This is a genomic window from Pseudomonas sp. GM50 (assembly GCF_000282375.1).
Taxonomy (GTDB): domain Bacteria; phylum Pseudomonadota; class Gammaproteobacteria; order Pseudomonadales; family Pseudomonadaceae; genus Aquipseudomonas.
Window position 1 is genome coordinate 1 of the sequence record NZ_AKJK01000054.1, and the last position, 20843, is coordinate 20843.

Annotated in this window: 19 protein-coding genes; 14 read left to right on the forward strand and 5 right to left on the reverse strand. The window is 59.0% G+C overall.

The genetic code is table 11. The features are described 5' to 3' along the window. The 7 genes from PMI30_RS16255 to PMI30_RS16225 form a co-directional block, all read left to right on the forward strand. A partial coding sequence (locus PMI30_RS16255) for an AGE family epimerase/isomerase (RefSeq protein ID WP_007902367.1) occupies positions 1 to 577 on the forward strand: 577 nt, incomplete at its 5' end. 117 nt (positions 578 to 694) lie between these two features. After that, the gene (locus tag PMI30_RS16250) at positions 695 to 2002 is read left to right on the forward strand and encodes an ABC transporter substrate-binding protein (RefSeq protein ID WP_007902368.1); all 1308 of its coding nucleotides are present in this window, start codon (positions 695 to 697) and stop codon (positions 2000 to 2002) included. Positions 2003 to 2189: 187 nt separating this feature from the next. Next, the gene (locus PMI30_RS16245) at positions 2190 to 3098 is read left to right on the forward strand and encodes a carbohydrate ABC transporter permease (RefSeq protein ID WP_007902369.1); all 909 of its coding nucleotides are present in this window, start codon (positions 2190 to 2192) and stop codon (positions 3096 to 3098) included. Continuing rightward, positions 3091 to 3936 carry a carbohydrate ABC transporter permease gene (locus PMI30_RS16240; RefSeq protein WP_008009453.1) on the forward strand — a complete coding sequence of 282 codons (846 nt, stop codon included), beginning with the start codon at positions 3091 to 3093 and terminating at the stop codon, positions 3934 to 3936. The genes PMI30_RS16245 and PMI30_RS16240 overlap by 8 nt, the downstream gene beginning before the upstream one ends. Positions 3937 to 3939: 3 nt before the next feature. Then, positions 3940 to 5100, forward strand: coding sequence for an ABC transporter ATP-binding protein (locus tag PMI30_RS16235; protein WP_008009456.1), 1161 nt, complete (start codon positions 3940 to 3942; stop codon positions 5098 to 5100). Between the two features lie 267 nt (positions 5101 to 5367). Next, positions 5368 to 6714: a carbohydrate porin gene (locus tag PMI30_RS16230; protein ID WP_008009458.1), complete on the forward strand. Its 1347-nt coding sequence runs from the start codon at positions 5368 to 5370 to the stop codon at positions 6712 to 6714. Positions 6715 to 7006: 292 nt separating this feature from the next. Further along, on the forward strand, positions 7007 to 7861 hold the full coding sequence (locus tag PMI30_RS16225) for a D-hexose-6-phosphate mutarotase (RefSeq protein ID WP_008009461.1): 855 nt from the start codon (positions 7007 to 7009) through the stop codon (positions 7859 to 7861). A gap of 143 nt (positions 7862 to 8004) precedes the next feature. Here PMI30_RS16225 and PMI30_RS16220 read toward each other — a convergent pair whose 3' ends face one another. Continuing rightward, on the reverse strand, positions 8005 to 8865 hold the full coding sequence (locus PMI30_RS16220) for a MurR/RpiR family transcriptional regulator (protein WP_173667542.1): 861 nt from the start codon (positions 8863 to 8865) through the stop codon (positions 8005 to 8007). A gap of 228 nt (positions 8866 to 9093) precedes the next feature. Between PMI30_RS16220 and zwf the strand changes: the two genes are divergently transcribed. From zwf to PMI30_RS16200, 4 genes are all read left to right on the forward strand, one after another. Next, positions 9094 to 10563 (forward strand): glucose-6-phosphate dehydrogenase, encoded by a 1470-nt coding sequence (gene zwf / locus PMI30_RS16215; protein WP_008009464.1) that lies wholly within the window; start codon positions 9094 to 9096, stop codon positions 10561 to 10563. Beyond that, the gene (gene pgl / locus PMI30_RS16210; protein ID WP_008009466.1) at positions 10550 to 11263 is read left to right on the forward strand and encodes a 6-phosphogluconolactonase; all 714 of its coding nucleotides are present in this window, start codon (positions 10550 to 10552) and stop codon (positions 11261 to 11263) included. Before zwf ends, pgl begins: the two co-directional genes overlap by 14 nt. Positions 11264 to 11280: 17 nt before the next feature. Next, complete coding sequence (locus PMI30_RS16205; RefSeq protein WP_007902383.1) at positions 11281 to 11946, forward strand: bifunctional 4-hydroxy-2-oxoglutarate aldolase/2-dehydro-3-deoxy-phosphogluconate aldolase; 666 nt, start codon at positions 11281 to 11283, stop codon at positions 11944 to 11946. Positions 11947 to 12254: 308 nt separating this feature from the next. Beyond that, positions 12255 to 12980, forward strand: a complete 726-nt coding sequence (locus PMI30_RS16200) for an intradiol ring-cleavage dioxygenase (protein WP_008009468.1) — start codon at positions 12255 to 12257, stop codon at positions 12978 to 12980. A gap of 2 nt (positions 12981 to 12982) precedes the next feature. Here PMI30_RS16200 and PMI30_RS16195 read toward each other — a convergent pair whose 3' ends face one another. Together PMI30_RS16195 and PMI30_RS16190 are read right to left on the reverse strand one after the other, a co-directional pair. After that, on the reverse strand, positions 12983 to 14164 hold the full coding sequence (locus tag PMI30_RS16195) for an aminotransferase class V-fold PLP-dependent enzyme (RefSeq protein WP_008009470.1): 1182 nt from the start codon (positions 14162 to 14164) through the stop codon (positions 12983 to 12985). 24 nt (positions 14165 to 14188) lie between these two features. Further along, positions 14189 to 14425, reverse strand: coding sequence for a DUF3820 family protein (locus PMI30_RS16190; RefSeq protein ID WP_007949456.1), 237 nt, complete (start codon positions 14423 to 14425; stop codon positions 14189 to 14191). Positions 14426 to 14630: 205 nt separating this feature from the next. Between PMI30_RS16190 and PMI30_RS16185 the strand changes: the two genes are divergently transcribed. Next, positions 14631 to 15098: a PA2169 family four-helix-bundle protein gene (locus PMI30_RS16185; RefSeq protein ID WP_008009472.1), complete on the forward strand. Its 468-nt coding sequence runs from the start codon at positions 14631 to 14633 to the stop codon at positions 15096 to 15098. Positions 15099 to 15375: 277 nt separating this feature from the next. Here PMI30_RS16185 and PMI30_RS16180 read toward each other — a convergent pair whose 3' ends face one another. Next, complete coding sequence (locus tag PMI30_RS16180; RefSeq protein WP_007934748.1) at positions 15376 to 15846, reverse strand: MaoC family dehydratase; 471 nt, start codon at positions 15844 to 15846, stop codon at positions 15376 to 15378. 43 nt (positions 15847 to 15889) lie between these two features. Then, positions 15890 to 16834: an alpha/beta hydrolase gene (locus PMI30_RS16175; RefSeq protein ID WP_008009475.1), complete on the reverse strand. Its 945-nt coding sequence runs from the start codon at positions 16832 to 16834 to the stop codon at positions 15890 to 15892. Positions 16835 to 17079: 245 nt separating this feature from the next. Here PMI30_RS16175 and fadD2 point away from each other — a divergent pair, with 245 nt between their 5' ends. After that, entirely contained in the window at positions 17080 to 18768 is a 1689-nt protein-coding gene (gene fadD2 / locus PMI30_RS16170; protein WP_008009478.1) for a long-chain-fatty-acid--CoA ligase FadD2, read from the forward strand. A gap of 372 nt (positions 18769 to 19140) precedes the next feature. Next, complete coding sequence (gene fadD1 / locus PMI30_RS16165) at positions 19141 to 20841, forward strand: long-chain-fatty-acid--CoA ligase FadD1 (protein ID WP_008009481.1); 1701 nt, start codon at positions 19141 to 19143, stop codon at positions 20839 to 20841. Positions 20842 to 20843 lie beyond the last annotated feature (2 nt).

The following is a 20843-nucleotide window of genomic DNA, read 5'->3' on the forward strand; positions in this document are numbered from 1 at the left end:
CCGCGACTGGCAGCCGCTACGCGACTACAACCACGACAACCCGGCTGACGGTTTCCGCCCTTACGGCACCACGCCGGGCCATGGTTTCGAATGGGCGCGGCTGTTGCTGCATCTTGAAGCGGCGCGGGTGCAGGCCGGGATACTCACACCGGGCTGGCTGGCAACCGATGCGCAAAAACTCTTCGAGCACAATTGCCGTCACGGCTGGGACGTCGACGGTGCGCCGGGGATTGTCTACACCCTCGATTGGGATAACCGTGCGGTGGTTCGCCATCGCTTGCACTGGACTCATTGCGAAGCCAGCGCCGCCGCCAGTGCGCTGCTCAAACGCACCGGCGACGAGCAATACGAGCGCTGGTACCGACTGTTTTGGGAATTCTGTGACAGTCATTTCATTGACCGTTGCGATGGCAGCTGGCATCACGAACTCGATCCTCTGAACCGTCCGAGCGCCGATATCTGGGCCGGCAAACCCGACCTGTATCACGCCTGGCAAGCCGTTTTGATCCCGCGCCTGCCACTGGCACCGAGCATGGCCAGTGCGCTGGCGCAGTTGTCCCAGAGCGTTGCTGTGTAACCATGTGGTGACATTCGCGCGTCCCTTCGTTACCTGCGAAGGGGCATCCCCTGTTTAGAATCCTATGCAGCGCAAGCACCAGACTTGCATGCATAACAACAAGAAAGGTACTACTAGATGAATGCGATTTCTCGCCTCGCTACTGTCATTTCTCTCGCCTCACTGCTTCCTGTTGCAGCATTTCCCGTCAGTGCCCTTGCCGCCGATGCCAAAGGTTCGGTGGAAGTCGTTCACTGGTGGACGTCTGGTGGTGAAAAAGCGGCCGTCGATGTGCTCAAGGCCCAAGTCGAAAAAGACGGCTTCACCTGGAAAGACGGCGCAGTCGCCGGTGGTGGCGGCTCCACGGCCATGACCGTACTCAAAAGCCGCGCCGTGGCCGGTAACCCGCCGGGCGTAGCCCAGATCAAGGGGCCGGACATCCAGGAGTGGGGCAGCACTGGCCTGCTCAGCACCGACACCCTCAAAGAGGTTTCCAAGTCCGAAGGCTGGGATAACCTGCTGATCAAGAAAGTCTCCGACACCGTGAAATACGAAGGCGATTACGTCGCCGTGCCGGTGAACATCCACCGCGTCAACTGGCTGTGGATCAACCCGGAAGTCTTCAAGAAAGCCGGGATCGAAAAAGCGCCGACCACCCTCGAAGAATTCTATGCCGCTGGCGACAAGCTCAAAGCCGCCGGCTTCATTGCGCTTGCCCACGGTGGCCAGCCTTGGCAGGACAGCACCGTGTTTGAAGACGTGGTGCTCTCGGTCATGGGCGCAGACGGTTACAAGAAAGCCCTGGTCGATCTGGATCAGAAAACCCTCTCGGGGCCCGAGATGGCCAAGGCCTTCACCGAGCTGAAAAAAATCACCGGCTACATGGACCCGAACCGCGCCGGTCGTGACTGGAACATCGCTGCAGCCGACGTCATCAACGGCAAGGCCGGCATGCAGATGATGGGCGACTGGGCCAAGAGCGAATGGACCGCAGCCAAGAAAGTCGCAGGCAAGGACTACCAGTGCGTGCCGTTCCCAGGCACTGAAAAAGCCTTCACCTACAACATCGACTCGATGGCCGTGTTCAAGCTCAAAGCCGATCGCAAAGGCGACATCGCCGCCCAGCAAGACCTGGCCAAGGTCGCTCTGGGCAAAGACTTCCAGAAAGTCTTCAGCATCAACAAAGGCTCGATCCCGGTGCGTACCGACATGCTTAACGACATGAGCGCGCTGGGCTTCGATTCTTGCGCTCAAGCGTCCGCCAAGGATTTCCTGGCTGACGAGAAGACCGGCGGCCTGCAACCGAGCATGGCGCACAACATGGCCACGTCCCTGGCCGTGCAGGGCGCGATCTTTGATGTGGTGACCAACTTCATGAACGACAAGAACGCTGATCCGGCGACGGCCAGCAAGCAACTGGCGTCGGCCGTCAAAGCTGCCCAGTAATCCCTGACGCCGCGTGACCCCTGTGGGAATGGGGCTTATGTGGGAGTCGGGCTTGCCCGCGATGCAGGCAACTCGGTTTAACTTCAAACCGAGTTGATGCCATCGCAGGCAAGCCAGCTCCCACAAAAGCCCGCTCCCACAAGGGATCGCCGTGCCGATTTCATTTCTCTTCACCTGGATTATCCCGATGAGCTCTGTGGCGGTTTTCAGCAAAGCCTCACCGTTCGACGCATTGCAGCGCTGGCTCCCCAAACTGGTTTTGGCGCCGAGCATGCTGATCGTCCTGGTTGGTTTTTACGGTTACATCATCTGGACATTTGTTCTGTCCTTCACCAATTCCAGCTTCATGCCGAGCTACAAGTGGGTCGGCCTGCAGCAATACATTCGCTTGATGGACAACGATCGCTGGTGGGTCGCGAGCAAGAACCTCGCGGTGTTCGGCGGCATGTTCATCGGCATCAGCCTGGTGCTGGGCGTGTTCCTCGCGGTGCTGCTGGATCAGCGTATTCGCAAGGAAGGCTTCATCCGCACCGTTTACCTGTACCCGATGGCGCTCTCGATGATCGTTACCGGTACCGCGTGGAAATGGCTGCTCAACCCGGGCCTGGGCCTGGACAAAATGCTGCGTGACTGGGGCTGGGAAGGCTTCCGTCTCGACTGGCTGGTGGATCAGGATCGCGTGGTGTATTGCCTGGTGATCGCCGCGGTGTGGCAAGCCTCCGGGTTTGTGATGGCGATGTTCCTGGCCGGCCTGCGTGGCGTCGATCAATCGATCATCCGCGCGGCGCAAGTCGACGGTGCGAGCCTGCCGACCATCTACTTGAAGATCGTATTGCCGAGCCTGCGCCCGGTGTTCTTCAGCGCCTTCATGATCCTCGCGCACATCGCGATCAAGAGCTTCGACCTGGTGGCGGCAATGACCGCGGGTGGCCCGGGCTACTCGTCCGACCTGCCGGCGATGTTCATGTACTCCTTCACTTTCAGCCGTGGCCAGATGGGCATTGGTTCGGCGAGCGCCATGATGATGCTCGGCGCGATCCTGGCGATTCTGGTGCCGTACCTGTACTCCGAATTGCGAGGCAAACGCCATGAGTAATCAACTCGGAAAACCGGCGATCAGCTTCAGCCGCATCGCAATCTACGCAACCTTGTTGCTGGCCGCGGCGATCTATTTGGTCCCGCTGGTGGTGATGCTGCTGACCAGTTTCAAATCCCCGGAAGACATCCGCACCGGCAACCTGTTGAGCCTGCCGCAAGTGATTGATGGCATCGGCTGGATCAAGGCCTGGGACAGTGTCGGCAGCTACTTCTGGAACTCGGTGAAAATCACCGTGCCGGCGGTACTGATCTCTACGTTCATCGGTGCCATGAACGGCTACGTGCTGTCGATGTGGCGCTTCCGTGGTTCGCAACTGTTCTTCGGCCTGTTGTTGTTCGGCTGCTTCCTGCCGTTCCAGACCGTGCTGCTGCCAGCCTCGTTCACCCTCGGCAAGATCGGCCTGGCCAACACCACCACGGGCCTGGTGCTGGTGCACGTGGTCTACGGCCTGGCGTTCACCACGCTGTTCTTCCGTAACTACTACGTGAGCATTCCGGATGCGCTGGTCAAGGCGGCGCGGCTGGATGGCGCGGGCTTCTTCACGATTTTCTGGAAGATCCTGCTGCCGATGTCGATCCCGATCGTGATGGTCTGCCTGATCTGGCAGTTCACGCAAATCTGGAATGACTTCCTGTTCGGCGTGGTCTTCGCCAGTGGCGATGCCCAGCCAATTACCGTGGCCCTGAACAACCTGGTCAACACCAGCACCGGGGCCAAGGAATACAACGTTGATATGGCCGCCGCGATGATCGCCGGGCTGCCGACACTGCTGGTCTACATATTCGCTGGCAAGTATTTCCTGCGTGGGCTGACGTCCGGCGCGGTCAAGGGGTAGAACATGGCAACTCTCGAATTACGCAACGTCAACAAGACCTACGGTGCCGGTTTGCCGGACACCCTGAAAAATATCGAACTGAAGATCAATGACGGTGAGTTCCTGATCCTGGTCGGTCCATCAGGCTGTGGCAAATCCACCTTGATGAACTGCATCGCGGGACTTGAAAACATCAGCGGCGGCGCGATCCTGGTGGACGACGCCGACATCAGCGGCATGAGCCCGAAAGATCGCGACATCGCCATGGTGTTTCAGTCCTACGCGCTGTACCCGACCATGAGCGTGCGCGACAACATCGCGTTCGGCCTGAAGATTCGCAAAATGCCGGCCGCTGAAATCGACGAAGAAGTCGCTCGCGTGGCCAAGCTGCTGCAAATCGAACACCTGCTTAGCCGCAAACCGGGTCAACTCTCCGGTGGGCAACAACAGCGCGTGGCCATGGGCCGGGCGCTGGCGCGGCGGCCGAAGATTTACCTGTTCGATGAACCGCTGTCCAACCTCGACGCCAAGCTGCGGGTCGAGATGCGCACCGAAATGAAACTGATGCACCAGCGCCTGAAAACCACCACGGTCTACGTGACTCACGACCAGATCGAAGCCATGACCCTGGGCGACAAAGTGGCGGTGATGAAGGACGGGATCATTCAGCAGTTCGGCACGCCAAAAGACATCTATAACAACCCGGCCAACCTGTTCGTGGCGAGCTTCATCGGTTCGCCGCCGATGAACTTCATTCCTCTGCGTTTGCAACGCAAGGACGGTCGTCTGGTAGCGCTGCTCGACAGCGGTCAGGCGCGCTGCGAATTGCCGCTGGGCATGCAGGACGCCGGGCTCGAAGACCGCGAAGTGATCCTCGGCATGCGCCCGGAGCAGATCGTGCTGGCGAACGGCGAACCGAATGGTTTGCCGACCATTCGCGCCGAAGTGCAGGTCACCGAGCCGACCGGCCCCGACACCCTGGTGTTCGTCAATCTCAACGACACCAAAGTCTGCTGCCGCCTGGCACCGGACGTCGCGCCGGCCGTGGGCGAGACCCTGACCCTGCAATTCGATCCATCGAAAGTGCTGTTGTTCGATGCCAAGACCGGTGAACGCCTGGGGGTGGCCGGCCTGCCAAAAACCGAAGCTCACAGCGCCAACGTAGCCCAATTCAAAGGCCGCTGAAGATCAAAAAATGTGGGAGCGAGCTTTTGTGGCGAGGGGGCTTGCCCCCGTTCGACTGCGAAGCAGTCGTAAACCGGTCACTGCTTTCTAATCCTGGATCGCGGTGACTGGTTTCAGGGGTGCTTCGCGCCCCAACGGGGGCAAGCCCCCTCGCCACAAGCTCGCTCCCACAGGGGGATCCGTGACGCCCGGACTGTCGTGCGTCGCAATCGATGTAAACCGCGTTAGATAAAAACAGTTAATAACAATAAAGACGAGGATGTAGGGATGAAGAAGAAGAACAACGCTCAGCTTATCTGCCAATTGTCAGCGCTTGCGATGATGACGATGGCCGGTAGCGCACACGCGGCTGACGCGTTCAGTGCCGACTCGCAGTGGATGACCGGGGATTGGGGTGGTGAGCGTACCAGGCTGATCGAACAAGGTATCGACATCAAGGCCGACTACGTCGGTGAAGTGGGCGCCAACCTGCATGGCGGCTACAACGACGACAAGACGGCGCGTTACGCCGACCAGTTTGGCCTTGGCGTGGCGCTGGACCTGGAAAAACTGTGGGGCTGGGATAACACCCAGGCAAAAATTCAACTTACCAACCGTAACGGTCAGAACATCTCCAATGACCGTGTCGGCGACCCGCGTGCCGGCACCTTGAGTTCCTCCCAGGAAGTCTACGGCCGTGGTCATATGGTCCGCTTGACCCAATTGTGGATCAAGCACCAGTTCCTCGACGGTAAACTGGACGTCAAGGCTGGTTACTTCGGCGAAGGCGAAGACTTCAACACCTTCCCTTGCGAGTTCCAGAACCTGGCGTTCTGCGGTTCACAAGCGGGTAACTGGGCGACCGGTATCTGGTACAACTGGCCGGTCATGCAGGCAGCGGTTCGCGTGAAATACAACATCACGCCTGAGTTCTATGCGCAGATCGGCGCGTACAACCAGAACCCATCGCAACTGGAGCACGGTAACGGCTTCAAGCTCAGCGGCAGTGGTACCAAGGGCACCGTCTTGCCGGTCGAACTGGTCTGGTCACCGAAGGTCAACAACCTGCCGGGCGAATACCGTGTCGGTTACTACAAGAGCACGGCCGATGCCGACGACGTCCGTAAAGATGACAGCGGCAATGATGCGGCAACCAGCGGCAATGCCTATCGCAGCCACGACAGCAAGCATGGCTACTGGTTTGTCGCGCAGCAACAACTCACCACCCACAACGGTGATGCTTCCCGCGGTCTGAACATCGCGGCCAACGCCACCTTCCACGACAAGGACACCAACTTCGTCGACAACTACCAGTCGCTGATGTTTGTGTACAAGGGGCCGTTCGATGCGCGTCCTAAAGATGACGTCGGAATCGGTTTTGCCCGTATCCATGTCAACGATGACGTGAAGAAAAACGCCGAATTGGTCAACGCCGCCAATGGTGTCACCGACTACGAAGATCCGCTGTTCTCGCCGCTGCGTACCACCGAGTACAACTACGAAATCAACTACGGTTTCCACGTTACCAACTGGCTGACCGTACGTCCTAACCTGCAATACATCACTCACCCGGGCGGTGTGGATGAAGTCGACAACGCACTGGTCGCCGGCCTGAAAATTCAGTCGGTGTTCTAACGCTGTTGCGATAAGCTCCTCTCTATGTGCGCATATTTGCGGACGGCCATGGCTGTCCGCTTTTTTTTGTGTGGCTAGGAGCTTGCTGTGGCATGAGGTTTTTGTGGCGAGGGGATTTATCCCCGTTGGGTTGCGAAGCAGCCCCAAAATCATCCACCACAGTGTTCCAGGTAATTCGCGTTTTTCTGGTTTTACGACTGCTTCGCAGCCGAACGGGGGCAAGCCCCCTCGCCACAGTGGTTCACTGGGCATAAGAGTACGAGTACACCAATGATTTTCAGGACCGTGGCACATGCTTGAGCATCCGCTACAACGCTTCTTCAAATCCTTGCGCGAACGTCCGGTGTTTGCGTGGGAGCGCTATCAGATGCGCGATGTGCTGGTGATCGACCATCCGCTGTGTCAGGCGGTGTTCAGTCGGCAGGGCGCACAGCTGCTGCACTTCCAGCCCAAGGGTCAGAAACCCTGGCTGTGGTGCGCGGCGAAGTGGCCGCATGTCGGTGCGATTCGCGGCGGTGTGCCGGTGTGCTGGCCGTGGTACGGCCGTCATCCGAGCGAAAACGCCTGGCCGTCCCATGGCTGGGCGCGTTTGCTCGACTGGAAACTGCTCGACAGCAGCAGTGATGACGATGGCGTGCACCTGCACTGGCAGTTACAGCTGTGCGACTGGCAAGTGGACTTGCACGCGCACTTGGGTGAACGCATGGATTTGCACCTGAGCACCGAGCATCAGGACGACATGCCGTGCCAGTTGAGCCAGGCGTTGCACGCCTATTGGCGTATTGGTGACGTGGGCGAGGTAGCGCTGTCTGGGCTCGATGGCGCGCAAGGTTATGACCAGTTGAGCCGCCAGGTTTGTCAGCAGGAAGGCGAGTTGCGGGTCGACGGCGGTTGTCAGCGAGTGTTCCAGCATGACGGCGAATTGCAGCTCAAGGACCACGCCTGGCAACGGCAATTGTGCATCGACACCGGTGACCATGCGGACACGGTGGTCTGGCATCCGGGCTCGCGGCCGTTGCTGGGCGTGAGCTGGAACGAGATTTTAGAGTTCGTCTGTGTGGAAGCGGCCAGCGGCGGGACCGACAGCTTGAGCCTGGCACCGGGTGAGCGGGCGCATTTGAGTTTGCAGGCGCGGGTTGGGGCTTAGCTCAAGACCTTCGCTGTTGCGGCTGACCTCTTCGCGGGCAAGCCTCGCTCCTACGGAATGTCGCCGATTTGCTGACCGGCGCGAATCCTGTAGGAGCGAGGCTTGCCCGCGAAGAGGCCCAAGCAGGCAATAGAGCTATCGGACTAATTAAATTCATCCCCAATCGGATACCGACTGGCATTCAGGCTTTCCTTGATCTTACGCAAATGCGGCTGGAAATCCACACCTCGGCGCAGGGTCATGCCGGTGGCGAGCACGTCGAGTACGGTCAGCTGAATGATCCGTGACGTCATCGGCATATAGATGTCGGTGTCTTCCGGCAGCGGAATGTTCAGGCTCAAGGTACTGGCCTTGGCCAACGGCGAACCCTCTGCCGTCAGGCCCAGCACCGAAGCACCGTTTTCCCGGGCGATGCGCGCCACTTCCACCAGTTCACGGGTGCGGCCGGTGTAGGAAATGATCACGAACAACTCACCGGTGTGGGCCACCGAGGCGATCATGCGTTGCATCAGCACGTCGGCATGGGCAGTCACCGCCAGATTGAAGCGGAAGAACTTGTGCTGCGCGTCCAGTGCCACCGGGGCCGAGGCGCCGAGGCCGAAGAAGTGGATCTGCCGGGCCTGAATCAACAGGTCGACGGCGCGGCTGATCAGGTTCGGGTCAAGCGCCTGTAACGCACTGTCCAAGGAGGCGATGGCGCTGCCGAAAATCTTTTTCGTATACGCTTCCGGATTGTCATCGGCTTCAACCGCCCGGCTGACATACGCCGCGCCACTGGCCAGGCTCTGGGCCAGCTGCAGTTTCAGTTCCGGGTAGCCGCTGACGCCGAACGAGCGGCAGAAACGGTTGACCGTCGGCTCGCTGACCTTTGAGGCCTGGGCGAGGGCGGCAATGCTGAACCGGGTGGCCTGCTCCGGGTTGAGCAGAATCACTTCGGCGACTTTGCGTTCAGCCTTATTCAGGTCTTCAAGGCGATTCTGGATCTGTTCCAGTAAATTTCGCACGCGATCCATTTCATGTTCCTTAGGTCAGCAGCGCAAATAAGCGTTCGACTAATGCAAATTGGGCCTTTGATACGGCCCATAACGGTGGCCTATCCTACTGATGGCTCCGACCGACCACCACTCGGAATCTGTATTTTGCGAAAATGTTGTGGTTATTACTACATTTTCCCTTGAGTGATGCCTTGAAAAAAGGTATTTGTAGCTTAACTTGATAAAAGAACAAACATCATGCCTTCGATTACGGTTGAACCGTGCACCTTTGCCTTGTTCGGCGCTCTCGGCGATCTAGCCCTGCGCAAGCTGTTTCCTGCCCTCTATCAACTCGATGGTGCCGGCCTGCTTCATGAGGATACGCGCATTATCGCGCTGGCCCGTGAACCCGGCAGCGAGCAACAGCATCTGGCGTTCATCGCCGCTGAGCTGCGCCGCTACGTGGGCGCCAAAGAGCTGGATGAAGCGGTGGTCGAGCGCTTCCTGGCCCGTTTGAGCTACCTGCACGTCGACTTCCTCAAGGCTGACGATTATGTCGCCTTGGCCGAGCAGGCCGGCAGTGCCCAGCGGGTGATTGCTTACTTCGCCACCCCGGCGGCGGTTTATGGCGCTATTTGCGAGAACCTGTCGAAGGTCGGCCTGACCGAAAACACCCGTGTGGTGCTGGAAAAACCCATCGGTTCGGACCTGGAATCCTCGCGCAAGGTCAACGACGCCGTGGCGCAGTTCTTCCCGGAGAACCGCACCTACCGCATCGACCACTACCTGGGCAAAGAGACCGTACAAAACCTGATCGCCCTGCGTTTCGCCAACAGCCTGTTCGAAACCCAGTGGAACCAGAATTACATCTCCCACGTGGAAATCACCGTGGCCGAGCAGGTCGGGATCGAAGGCCGTTGGGGCTATTTCGACAAGGCCGGCCAGCTGCGGGACATGATTCAGAATCACCTGCTGCAACTGCTCTGCCTGATCGCCATGGACCCGCCGGCTGACCTGTCCGCCGACAGCATCCGCGACGAGAAAGTCAAAGTCCTCAAGGCGTTGGCGCCGATCAGCCCGGAAGGCCTGACCACTCAAGTGGTGCGCGGGCAGTACATCGCCGGTCACAGCGAAGGCAAATCGGTACCCGGGTATCTGGAGGAACCTAATTCCAACACCCAGAGCGACACCGAAACCTTCGTCGCCCTGCGTGCCGATATTCGTAACTGGCGCTGGGCCGGCGTGCCGTTTTACCTGCGGACCGGTAAGCGCATGCCGCAAAAGCTGTCGCAGATCGTCATCCACTTCAAGGAACCGTCGCACTACATCTTCGCCCCCGAGCAGCGCTTGCAGATCAGCAACAAACTGATCATCCGCCTGCAACCGGACGAAGGCATTTCCTTGCGCGTGATGACCAAAGAACAAGGCCTGGACAAGGGCATGCAGCTGCGTAGCGGTCCGTTGCAGCTGAATTTTTCCGACACCTGGCGTAGCGCGCGGATTCCCGACGCCTACGAGCGGTTGTTGCTGGAAGTGATGCGCGGCAATCAGAATTTGTTTGTCCGTAAAGATGAAATCGAAGCCGCGTGGAAGTGGTGTGACCAGTTGATCGCCGGGTGGAAAAAATCCGGTGATGCGCCCAAGCCGTACGCGGCCGGGTCCTGGGGACCGATGAGCTCCATTGCACTGATCACGCGGGACGGGAGGTCGTGGTATGGCGATATCTGAATTGAAACTGCCTCAGGGCGTCAGCGCCCATGAGTTCAAGAGCCCGGTGCTGCTGGCCGAAGGCCTGGCATTGACGGTAGCCCGGCAACTGAGTGACGCGATTGCCGCACAGGGCGCCGCGACGCTGGTGGTGTCCGGTGGGCGCAGCCCGGTGGCGTTTTTCCAGCACCTGGCCAAGCAGAAGCTGGACTGGTCGAAGGTGGTGGTCAGCCTGGCTGACGAGCGCTGGGTGCCGGTGGAGCATGCCGACAGCAATGCTGGCCTGCTCAAGCGTTACCTGTTGCAAGGCCCGGCGGCCAAGGCCCAGTTCCTTAGTCTGTACAGCGCCACCGCGAACCTTGAGTTGGCCGCCGAGCAGGCGGATCGCTTGCTCGCGGAATTGCCGCCGATCGACGTGCTGATACTCGGTATGGGCGACGACGGTCACACCGCCTCGCTGTTCCCGAATAGCCCGAACCTGGCCGACGCCCTGAACGTCGATGGCACCCGTCGCTGCTGGCCGATGCTGGCGCCGACCGTGCCCCATCAACGCCTGACCATGAGTCGCGCGCTGCTGGCCTCGGCGAAGTACACCGTTCTGTCGATTTCCGGTCAGTCCAAGCTGACCACCCTGAATGCCGCACTGGCCGGTGACGATGTCGCCGCCATGCCGATTCGGGCGTTTCTGCAACCTACGTTAGAGATTTACTGGTGCCCATGAACCAAGGATCAGCCGCTATGACAAACACATCCCCGACCGTTTCCATGGCGGACAAAGTTGCCCTGATCGACAGCCTCTGCGCCAAGGCGCGGATTCTGCCGGTGATCACCATCGCTCGTGAGCAGGACGTGCTGCCATTGGCCGACGCCCTGGCGGCCGGTGGCCTGACGGCGCTGGAAGTGACCCTGCGTTCGCAGTTCGGCCTCAAGGCGATCCAGATCCTGCGCGAGCAGCGTCCGGAACTGGTGACCGGTGCCGGTACTGTGCTTGACCGCAGCATGCTGGCCGCTGCCGAAGCGGCGGGTTCGCAATTCATCGTTACGCCGGGTATCACCCGTGATCTGCTTGAAGCCAGTGTCAACAGCCCGATCCCGCTGTTGCCGGGCATCAGCAATGCCTCCGGCATCATGGAAGGCTATAGCCTGGGTTATCGCCGCTTCAAGCTGTTCCCGGCGGAAGTCAGCGGCGGCGTCGCGGCCATCAAGGCCCTGGGCGGCCCGTTCGGCGAAGTTAAATTCTGCCCGACCGGCGGCGTCAGCCCGGCCAACATCAAGAGCTACATGGCGTTGAAAAACGTGATGTGCGTGGGCGGTAGCTGGATGCTTGACCCCGAGTGGATCAAGAACGGCGACTGGGCCCGCATCCAGGAGTGCACCGCCGAGGCGTTGGCCCTGCTGGACTGATTCACCGGATTTTTACCAAACACTTCGTTGTGTGTTCTACGGCTTTACGGTGCACTTGGTCGGTGCACCGTTTTTTTTTGCCTGAAATAAAACCCTTATGGCTGCCACGCCGTTTTTTTTTGCCAAAAAATAACCTGTAGGAGCGAGGCTTGCCCGCGAAGGCGTCGGTACATTCAGTATTGATGTGGCTGGAAGACCGCCTTCGCGGGCAAGCCTCGCTCCTACGGGACATCATGCGATACATAGTTACCGCATCTCGTCGCTCGTCCAGCGTTAACCTGCGTTCATCTTATGGAAGAGAGAACCTCATGGACGACAACACCTCAGCTGCATCTCCATCACTGGTTTATCAGCTATCACCCGAACAGATCGCCGGCCCGTATTTTCGAAACCCGAAACTGATCAGACGAAACATCAGTGAAGGGATGGATGGCATCCCCTTGGTGCTGCGACTGACAATCGTCGATGCCATGACCGGTCAACCGGTCGCAGGGGCTCTGGTCGATATCTGGCATTGCAACGCACGCGGGGCGTATTCGGGCTGGAGTAAGGTCAATCCGGACCAGGAAGTCGATGTCGGTGATATCGGCTCGATTCCGCGCACCGATGACGATACCTACCTGCGCGGTGGGCAATTCACTGATAAAAACGGCATCGTGCGGTTTACCACCATTTATCCGGGGTATTACGCCGGACGCGCTTTGCATATCCATGTTGCTGTTCGCATCACGGTTGGTAACAACTATCTGGAAGAGCGACATGTCGCTTGGGTCGGGCAGCTTTACTTGCCGCAGGTTGCATCAAGGTCGGTACTTAACACCCGTGAGTACAGCGGTCGAGTCGCTTCACCGCTGACCAACGATCAGGATTTTTTCTACGAAACCATGGGCGGCGAAGCCTCGACCCTGAACGTTCACGCCATCGGTCGAGACTCGAATGAAGACGGTTTTTTCGGGCACATGACCATCGGTGTCGACACGTTCGCGGTGTCTTCGCAGATCAAGCCCGAGGACTTCGACAAGTACACCGTGTGACGTCAGCGCAATTCATTCAGCGCCCGGGCCAGCCGATCCATGTCGGCCGCCGTGGTGGTGAGCCCCGGCGTAATGCGGATGCACGGGCCACACGCCGCGCCGCTGCGTGTCACGGTAAACAGGTTGTAGTCGTTGAGCAGTCGCTCGACCATCACCTGCTGATCGGCATGCCGGGTAAAGCGCATCGAGGTGATGCCGCAATACAGGCGCGGGTCATCCGGGGTCATGATTTCGATCCCCGGCAGCCCCCGAACGGCATCGACCCATCGGTTACGCAGGTAATTGAGCCGCGTGCCCTTGGCGACGGAACCGCCCATGGCGTGATGTTCTTCGAACACCAGCGGCAGGGTCAGCAGGGCCGGAATATTGGGCGTGCTGTAGGGCGTGCGGGCGCGAATGTCGGTGACCGGGAAATGCATCTCGCCCATGTCCGGGTCGATGTCGGTCAGGCGCTCGGGTGCGATGTAAATGAAGCCCAGAGTCAGCGGCGCACCGATCCATTTGTGCAAGTTGTAGCCAGCAAAAGCGATGCCCAGTTTCTCGAGATCGAACTCGATCTGACCGAGGGCATGGGCGCCGTCGAGGATCACATCGATCCCGTGTTCCCTGGCGGCAGCGGCAATCGCCTGCACCGGCATCACCAGTCCGGTGCGATGGGTGACGTGGGTAAGCGCCATCAGCTTCAGTCGCGGATAACGCACGAAAGCTTCGCGGTAAGTGGCCAGTAAACTGTCGAAACTGGCGGGGTGATGGTGTTCGATCTCGATCACTTCCACGCCTCGATAGCGCGCCAGCCAACGCATTGCGCCCTTGACCGTGTCGTACTCCAGATCGCACAGCAGTACCTGATCGCCCGGTTCCAGACGGTTGTAGTTGCGGATCAGCGATTGCAGGCCATCCGAGGCGTTACGGGTGAGGGCGACGGCTTCGGCGGGGGCACCGATCAACTCGGCCAGTTGCGCGCGAATCCCGACGCTTTCGCCCTGTTCGAAGCGCTGGCGCACATGCACCGAGTTGCCGCGGTTGATCAGCTCGATGTTGCGCTGATACTCCTCGACCACCGTGCGTGACATGCGCCCGAAGTAACCGTTCTCCAGATTCAGGGGGCCGGGTTCGACAGCGTAGCGGTCGGCAAAGGTCTGCCAAAAGACTTCATCACGGGCACGGCGGGTGTTATCGGGCATGGGCTACTCGGTGAGGTAGGACAGTCAGTGGCGAGGGGCGGGTTTGCCGTGTTTGGCGCGCAGCGGTTCGAGCAACTCCGACAAGCCGTTGTGGTCGATCTCCTGCATCAAGGCCAGCAAACCGCCCAGTTCGCCATGAGGGAAACCTTCGCGAGCGAACCAGTTCAGGTACTGGCCGGGCAGGTCGGCGATGATGCGGCCCTTGTATTTGCCGAAGGGCATTTCGCGGGTAATCAGGAGTTCGAGCTTTTCGGGATTCATCATCAGTCGTCTTGATTCAAAAACAGTCTGGAAAATACAGGCATTCTGCATGCAGGCCAAATGACAGATCATGCAAAAAAAGCGGATACAGATTTCTGATTTAAGTTTAACTATTTGAAATATAAGAAAAAAATAATCGGTTCGAGGCTGGCATGCAGGATGCAATTACTTAATGCATCTTTCATCAACCGCGAGGAATTGAAAAATGACCGACATTAATAAAGAAGCGATCTCTGTACTCAACGACCTGATTGAAACCAGTAAAGACGGTCAGGAAGGGTTCAAGACTTGCGCTGAAGACATCAAGAATCCAGAACTCAAAAACCTGTTCATACAGCGCTCCGCCGACTGCGCGGCTGCCGCTGCCGAACTGCAAGCCACTGTGCGTTCCCTGGGCGGTGATCCGGAAACCTCCACCAGTGTCAGTGGCGATATGCACCGTCGCTGGGTCGACGTGAAGGCGATGTTCACCGGCAAGGATGAAGAGGCTGTGTTGAACGAAGCTGAGCGCGGTGAAGACCACGCGTTGAAGGCTTACAAGGACGCACTGGAGAAAATCAACAAGGACAACCTGGTGGGCATTCGTGACATCGTTGAACGTCAGTATCACGGCGTACAACGCAACCACGATCAGGTGAAAGCCCTGCGTAATCAGGCTCGCGCACGTTCGTAAGGGTTCGTTGCCTGCCAAAAACGCCAGCCAGTCTGGCGTTTTTTTTGTGGAGAATGACGGCGAGTGGGCAGGCGCAGGAAGGTAGGCAACAAGAACTGCAGCGCTGTGGTCATTGTGGCGAGGGGGCTTGCCCCCGTTCGGCTGCGCAGCAGTCGTAAACCTGTCGCCGCGCTTGATCAGATACAACGCGGTGTTTGATTCAGGGGCGTTTCGCACCCCAACGGGGGGCAAGCCCCCTCGCCACAGAAGCCCATCCTGACCGCAGATAAGCCGTAAATCAGCCGATGCTGATCGCCGGCAACGTCGGCAACGTCACGGTCTGTTGCTTGCGCGGCGCCAGAATCTCCGCCTCGCCATCCACGACCAATTCATCGCGCTGGTTGAATACCCGAGTGGCGATACGCACACGAAACTTCGGCAGTTTCTCGAGAATTTCCAGGCGCACAGTCAGCGTGTCGCCAATTTTCACCGGCTTCTGAAAGCTCATCGTCTGACCGATATAAATAGTCCCCGGCCCAGGCAACTCGCAAGCGACTGCCGCGCTGATCAACGCGCCGCTGAACATGCCGTGGGCGATACGCTCCTTGAACATGCTGGCGGCAGCGAATTCGGCGTCCAGGTGCACCGGGTTGTGATCACCGGACATCGCGGCGAACAACTGAATATCGCGTTCTTCGACGGTCTTGCTGTAGCTGGCGGTCTGGCCGATTTCGAGGGCTTCGTAAGGGGTGTTGGTAACCTGGGTCATCTGTCTCGATTCCTGTGACGAATTAAATAAATCCACAAAAAAACTATTCGGCTCTGGGTGGCCGGCGGTTGCTCAAGGCCTGGGCGATCCAGCTCAGCACGTCGGCCGTCACTTCGTCGCGGTTGCTCTCGTTGAACAGTTCATGCCGGGCCTGCGGGTAAACAGTCAGTTGCAGGCTCTGGCAGCCAGCGTCGCGCAGGGCGTGGGCCAGATCTTTCAGACGTTTGCCTTCGCTCACCGGATCACATTCACCGCCAATCACCAGCAACGGCAGGCCCCGATCGATCTGGGCGAGATTGGACGCTTTGCTGATTTGCTGCAAGCCACCGAGCAAATCGATCCACAACTGATTGGTGCAACGAAAGCCGCAGAGCGGGTCATTGGCGTATTTGTCGACTTCGGCCGGGTCGCGGCTCAGCCAGTCGAACGGCGTGCGCGCCGGTTTGAATTTCTTGTTGAACGAGCCGAACGACAGCCATTCGATCAGCGCACTGCGCCCCTTGGGCCCTTGGCGCAGGCGTTCGAGACGAGCAATCTGTCGCGCTGCGCGATAGAGCGCCACGGGCTGGAAGTTCGAGCCGCTGAGAATCGCCCCGTGCAAGCTGGCGCTGTGGTGCAGCAAGTAAGCCTGGGCGATGTAGCTGCCCATGCTGTGGCCCAGCAGCACGATCGGCACGCCGGGATGCTGTTGACCGATATGTTGGTTAAGGCTGGCCAGGTCGCCGACCACTTTGCACCAGCCATCATCGTCGGCGAAATGGCCCAGCGTACCGTTTTCGGCAGTTTTGCCATGTCCACGCAGGTCCGGCGCATAAACGCCGTAGTCCTGATCACAGCATGCTTGCGCCAGGCGGGCGTAGCGACCGCTGTGTTCTGCCATGCCGTGGGCCAGCAGGATCACCGCCTTGAGTGGCGCGGCCGGCAGCCACTGGTTGACGAAGAGGCGGCTGCGGTCACTCGCGGTCAGCCAGAAAGTGTCGTGGATCATGGCGATTCCTTTGCGTTGGGCTGCATGAGGCTGCTGGGTGGGAAACAGCCCCGTTGCATTGTATAGCGCATCCAACGCCTACCGTCTGATCAGGCCACGCCGGGGCAGCAAGATTCACGCGATCAATGACGACCGTGCGCATATTTGCCTGATTCACCATAGCTGCTAGTGTCCGGGAAGCACCGCTTTTTCAGAAGTGACAGAAAGCGGCCCCCGGATAGGCTCAGGTAAAGAGGACAAGAATAATGCAACCTGATTTCTGGAATGACAAACGCCCGGCCGGCGTGCCCCTGGATATCGACCTTGGGGCCTATAAGTCGGTGATCGAGGTGTTCGAGCGTTCCTGCAAGAAATTTGCCGATCGCCCGGCGTTCAGCAACATGGGCGTGACCCTGACCTACGCTGAACTGGAGCGCTACAGCGCCGCGTTTGCCGGTTACCTGCAAGCCCACACCGACCTGGTGCCGGGGGATCGCATCGCGGTGCAGATGCCCAATGTCCTGCATTACCCGATTGCCGTGTTCGGTGCCTTGCGCGCCGGGCTGATCGTGGTCAATACCAACCCGTTGTACACCGCGCGGGAGATGCGTCATCAGTTCAAGGACTCCGGTGCCCGGGCGCTGGTCTACCTGAACGTGTTCGGACAGAAGGTCCAGGAAGTGCTGCCCGACACCGACATCCAGTACCTGATTGAAGCGAAGATGGGCGACCTGATGCCCACCGCCAAGGGCTGGCTGATCAATACCGTGGTCGCCAAGGTCAAGAAAATGGTCCCGGACTATTCCTTGCCGCAGGCGATTTCTTTCAAAAGCGCGCTGCGTCTGGGCCGGGGCCTGGGCATCAAACCGCTGAACGTCGGCCTCGACGACATCGCCGTGCTGCAATACACCGGCGGCACCACCGGGCTGGCCAAGGGCGCCATGCTGACCCACGGTAACCTGGTGGCGAACATGCAGCAGGCGCGGGCGTGCCTGGGGCAATTCGGCGCTGACGGTCAGCCGCTGCTGCGCGAAGGCCAGGAAGTGATGATCGCGCCGCTGCCGCTGTACCACATCTATGCCTTCACGGCGAACTGCATGTGCATGATGGTGACCGGCAACCACAACGTGCTGATCACCAATCCACGGGACATTGGCGCCTTCATCAAGGAACTGAAGAACTGGCGGTTTTCGGCGCTGCTGGGGCTTAACACGCTGTTCGTCGCGCTGATGGACCATCCCGACTTCAAGAGCCTGGATTTCTCCAGTCTCAAGCTCACCAACTCCGGCGGCACGGCGCTGGTCAAGGCCACCGCCGAGCGCTGGGAACAGCTCACCGGTTGCCGCATCACCGAAGGTTACGGCCTGACCGAAACCTCACCGGTGGCCTGCACCAACCCTTACGGCGACAAGTCGCGCATCGGCACGGTCGGCCTGCCGGTGCCGGGCACGACCCTGAAAGTGATCAACGATGAAGGCGTCGAGCAGCCGCTGGGCGAGCGTGGCGAACTGTGCATCAAGGGCCCGCAGATCATGAAGGGCTACTGGCAGAAACCCGAAGCCACCGCCGAAGTGCTGGACGCCGACGGCTGGTTCAAGTCGGGCGACATCGGGGTGATCGACCCGGACGGTTTCGTGCGCATCGTCGATCGCAAGAAAGACATGATCATCGTCTCGGGCTTCAACGTGTACCCCAACGAGATCGAAGACGTGGTGATGGCCCACCCGAAAGTCGCCAACTGCGCGGTGATCGGCGTGCCGGACGAGCGTTCGGGTGAGGCGGTGAAGTTGTTTGTGGTGGCCCGTGAATCCGGGGTCAGCCTTGAAGAGCTGAAGGCGTACTGCAAGGAAAACTTCACGGCGTACAAAGTCCCCAAGCACATCGTCTTGCGTGAGTCGTTGCCGATGACACCAGTGGGCAAGATTCTGCGGCGGGAGTTGCGGGATATCGCCTGATCGTTGAATGGCCGCGCTTCGCGCGGTTCGCGGGCAAGCCTCGCTCCTACAGGTTCAGTGGTCTGAACGACACGAATCCTGTAGGAGCGAGGCTTGCCCGCGAAGCTTTTAAGGGGCTGAAGCCCCGATTTCAAAGGCTTTCAAGGAGCTATAGAATTTTTGCTCTAAAAGTGACTATTGAATAGTCAAGAGTCAAAAATGTGACCGTAGAGGCCGATTTTGGCTCTAGTCGGCCCTTGGCAAAGCTGCTACTCTCGGCGCGCTTTGTGACTTCTCGGCCTATGTTAAAAGCCAGACTCACCAAAAACACACACCAATAATAATCGCACCAAATGCGGTATTTGAATTCGCGTTGCTGAGGAGTGGGCTTCCATGATCGAAGACTTTTGGAAGGATAAGTACCCAGCTGGAATTGCTGCCGAGATCAATCCAGACGAGTATCCGAATATTCAGGCAGTGTTGAAGCAATCCTGCCAACGCTTCGCTGACAAACCGGCATTCAGCAACCTGGGCAAGACAATCACCTACGGTGAGCTGTACGAATTGTCCGGTGCCTTTGCCGCTTACCTGCAACAGCATACCGATTTGCAACCCGGCGATCGAATCGCCGTGCAACTGCCCAACCTGTTGCAATACCCGGTTGCTGTCTTCGGTGCGATCCGCGCCGGGCTGATCGTGGTCAACACCAACCCGTTGTATACCGCGCGGGAAATGGAACACCAATTCAACGACTCCGGTGCCAAGGCCCTGGTCTGCCTGGCCAACATGGCGCATCTGGCCCAGACCGTCGTGCCGAAAACCGGCGTCAAGCACGTGATCGTCACTGAAGTGGCCGACCTGCTGCCGCCGCTCAAGCGCCTGCTGGTCAACAGTGTCATCAAGTACGTGAAGAAGATGGTCCCGGCGTATCACTTGCCCAAGGCCATCAAGTTCAATGACGTGCTGAGCAAGGGCCATGGCCAGCCAGTGGCTGAAGCCAATCCGGCCAGCAGCGACGTTGCCGTGCTCCAATACACTGGCGGCACCACCGGCGTGGCCAAGGGTGCGATGCTGACCCACCGCAACCTGGTGGCGAACATGCTGCAGTGCAAGGCGCTGATGGGCTCCAACCTCAACGAAGGTTGCGAGATCCTGATCACTCCGCTGCCGCTGTACCACATCTATGCCTTCACCTTTCATTGCATGGCGATGATGCTGATCGGCAACCACAACATCCTGATCAGCAACCCGCGCGATCTGACGGCGATGGTCAAGGAACTGTCGAAGTGGAAGTTCAGCGGTTTTGTCGGCCTGAACACGCTGTTCGTCGCGTTGTGCAACAACGAAGCGTTCCGCAAGCTGGATTTCTCGAATCTGAAAATCACCCTGTCTGGTGGCATGGCCTTGCAGCTGGCTGCGGCTGAACGCTGGAAAGCGGTCACCGGTTGCCCGATCTGCGAAGGTTACGGCATGACCGAAACCAGCCCGGTGGCCACGGTGAACCCGAGCCAGAACATCCAGATCGGCACCATCGGTATTCCGGTGCCATCGACCCTGTGCAAAGTCATCGACGATGCCGGTGTTGAACAGCCATTGGGCGCCATCGGTGAACTGTGTGTGAAAGGCCCGCAAGTCATGAAGGGCTACTGGCAGCGTCAGGACGCCACCGATGAAATCCTCGACAGCGAAGGCTGGTTGAAGACCGGTGACATTGCGCTGATCCAGCCAGACGGTTACATGCGCATTGTCGATCGCAAGAAAGACATGATCCTGGTCTCCGGTTTCAACGTGTACCCCAACGAACTGGAAGATGTGCTGGCGACCCTGCCGGGCGTGCTGCAATGCGCGGCCATCGGCGTGCCGGACGAGAAGTCGGGTGAGGCGATCAAGATTTTCATCGTCGTCAAACCGGGTGTGACCCTGACCAAGGAACAGGTGATGGAGCACATGCGCGCCAACGTCACCGGCTACAAGGTGCCGAAAGCCGTGGAGTTCCGCGACGCGCTGCCAACCACCAACGTTGGCAAGATCCTGCGCCGCGAACTGCGCGACGAAGAGCTGAAGAAACTGGGCGTGAAGAAAGTCAGCGCCTAGTC

What these genes read in the sequence shown, in the direction of transcription:
- PMI30_RS16250 (WP_007902368.1), top strand. Translation starts at nt 695, where the DNA reads ATGAATGCGATTTCTCGCCTCGCTACTGTCATTTCTCTCGCCTCACTG.
- pgl (WP_008009466.1), top strand. Translation starts at nt 10,550, where the DNA reads ATGGCGATATCTGAATTGAAACTGCCTCAGGGCGTCAGCGCCCATGAG.
- fadD2 (WP_008009478.1), top strand. Translation starts at nt 17,080, where the DNA reads ATGCAACCTGATTTCTGGAATGACAAACGCCCGGCCGGCGTGCCCCTG.
- PMI30_RS16185 (WP_008009472.1), top strand. Translation starts at nt 14,631, where the DNA reads ATGACCGACATTAATAAAGAAGCGATCTCTGTACTCAACGACCTGATT.
- PMI30_RS16180 (WP_007934748.1), bottom strand. Translation starts at nt 15,846, where the DNA reads ATGACCCAGGTTACCAACACCCCTTACGAAGCCCTCGAAATCGGCCAG.
- PMI30_RS16245 (WP_007902369.1), top strand. Translation starts at nt 2,190, where the DNA reads ATGAGCTCTGTGGCGGTTTTCAGCAAAGCCTCACCGTTCGACGCATTG.
- PMI30_RS16230 (WP_008009458.1), top strand. Translation starts at nt 5,368, where the DNA reads ATGAAGAAGAAGAACAACGCTCAGCTTATCTGCCAATTGTCAGCGCTT.
- PMI30_RS16195 (WP_008009470.1), bottom strand. Translation starts at nt 14,164, where the DNA reads ATGCCCGATAACACCCGCCGTGCCCGTGATGAAGTCTTTTGGCAGACC.
- PMI30_RS16200 (WP_008009468.1), top strand. Translation starts at nt 12,255, where the DNA reads ATGGACGACAACACCTCAGCTGCATCTCCATCACTGGTTTATCAGCTA.
- fadD1 (WP_008009481.1), top strand. Translation starts at nt 19,141, where the DNA reads ATGATCGAAGACTTTTGGAAGGATAAGTACCCAGCTGGAATTGCTGCC.
- PMI30_RS16205 (WP_007902383.1), top strand. Translation starts at nt 11,281, where the DNA reads ATGACAAACACATCCCCGACCGTTTCCATGGCGGACAAAGTTGCCCTG.
- PMI30_RS16235 (WP_008009456.1), top strand. Translation starts at nt 3,940, where the DNA reads ATGGCAACTCTCGAATTACGCAACGTCAACAAGACCTACGGTGCCGGT.
- PMI30_RS16240 (WP_008009453.1), top strand. Translation starts at nt 3,091, where the DNA reads ATGAGTAATCAACTCGGAAAACCGGCGATCAGCTTCAGCCGCATCGCA.
- zwf (WP_008009464.1), top strand. Translation starts at nt 9,094, where the DNA reads ATGCCTTCGATTACGGTTGAACCGTGCACCTTTGCCTTGTTCGGCGCT.
- PMI30_RS16190 (WP_007949456.1), bottom strand. Translation starts at nt 14,425, where the DNA reads ATGAATCCCGAAAAGCTCGAACTCCTGATTACCCGCGAAATGCCCTTC.
- PMI30_RS16175 (WP_008009475.1), bottom strand. Translation starts at nt 16,834, where the DNA reads ATGATCCACGACACTTTCTGGCTGACCGCGAGTGACCGCAGCCGCCTC.
- PMI30_RS16225 (WP_008009461.1), top strand. Translation starts at nt 7,007, where the DNA reads ATGCTTGAGCATCCGCTACAACGCTTCTTCAAATCCTTGCGCGAACGT.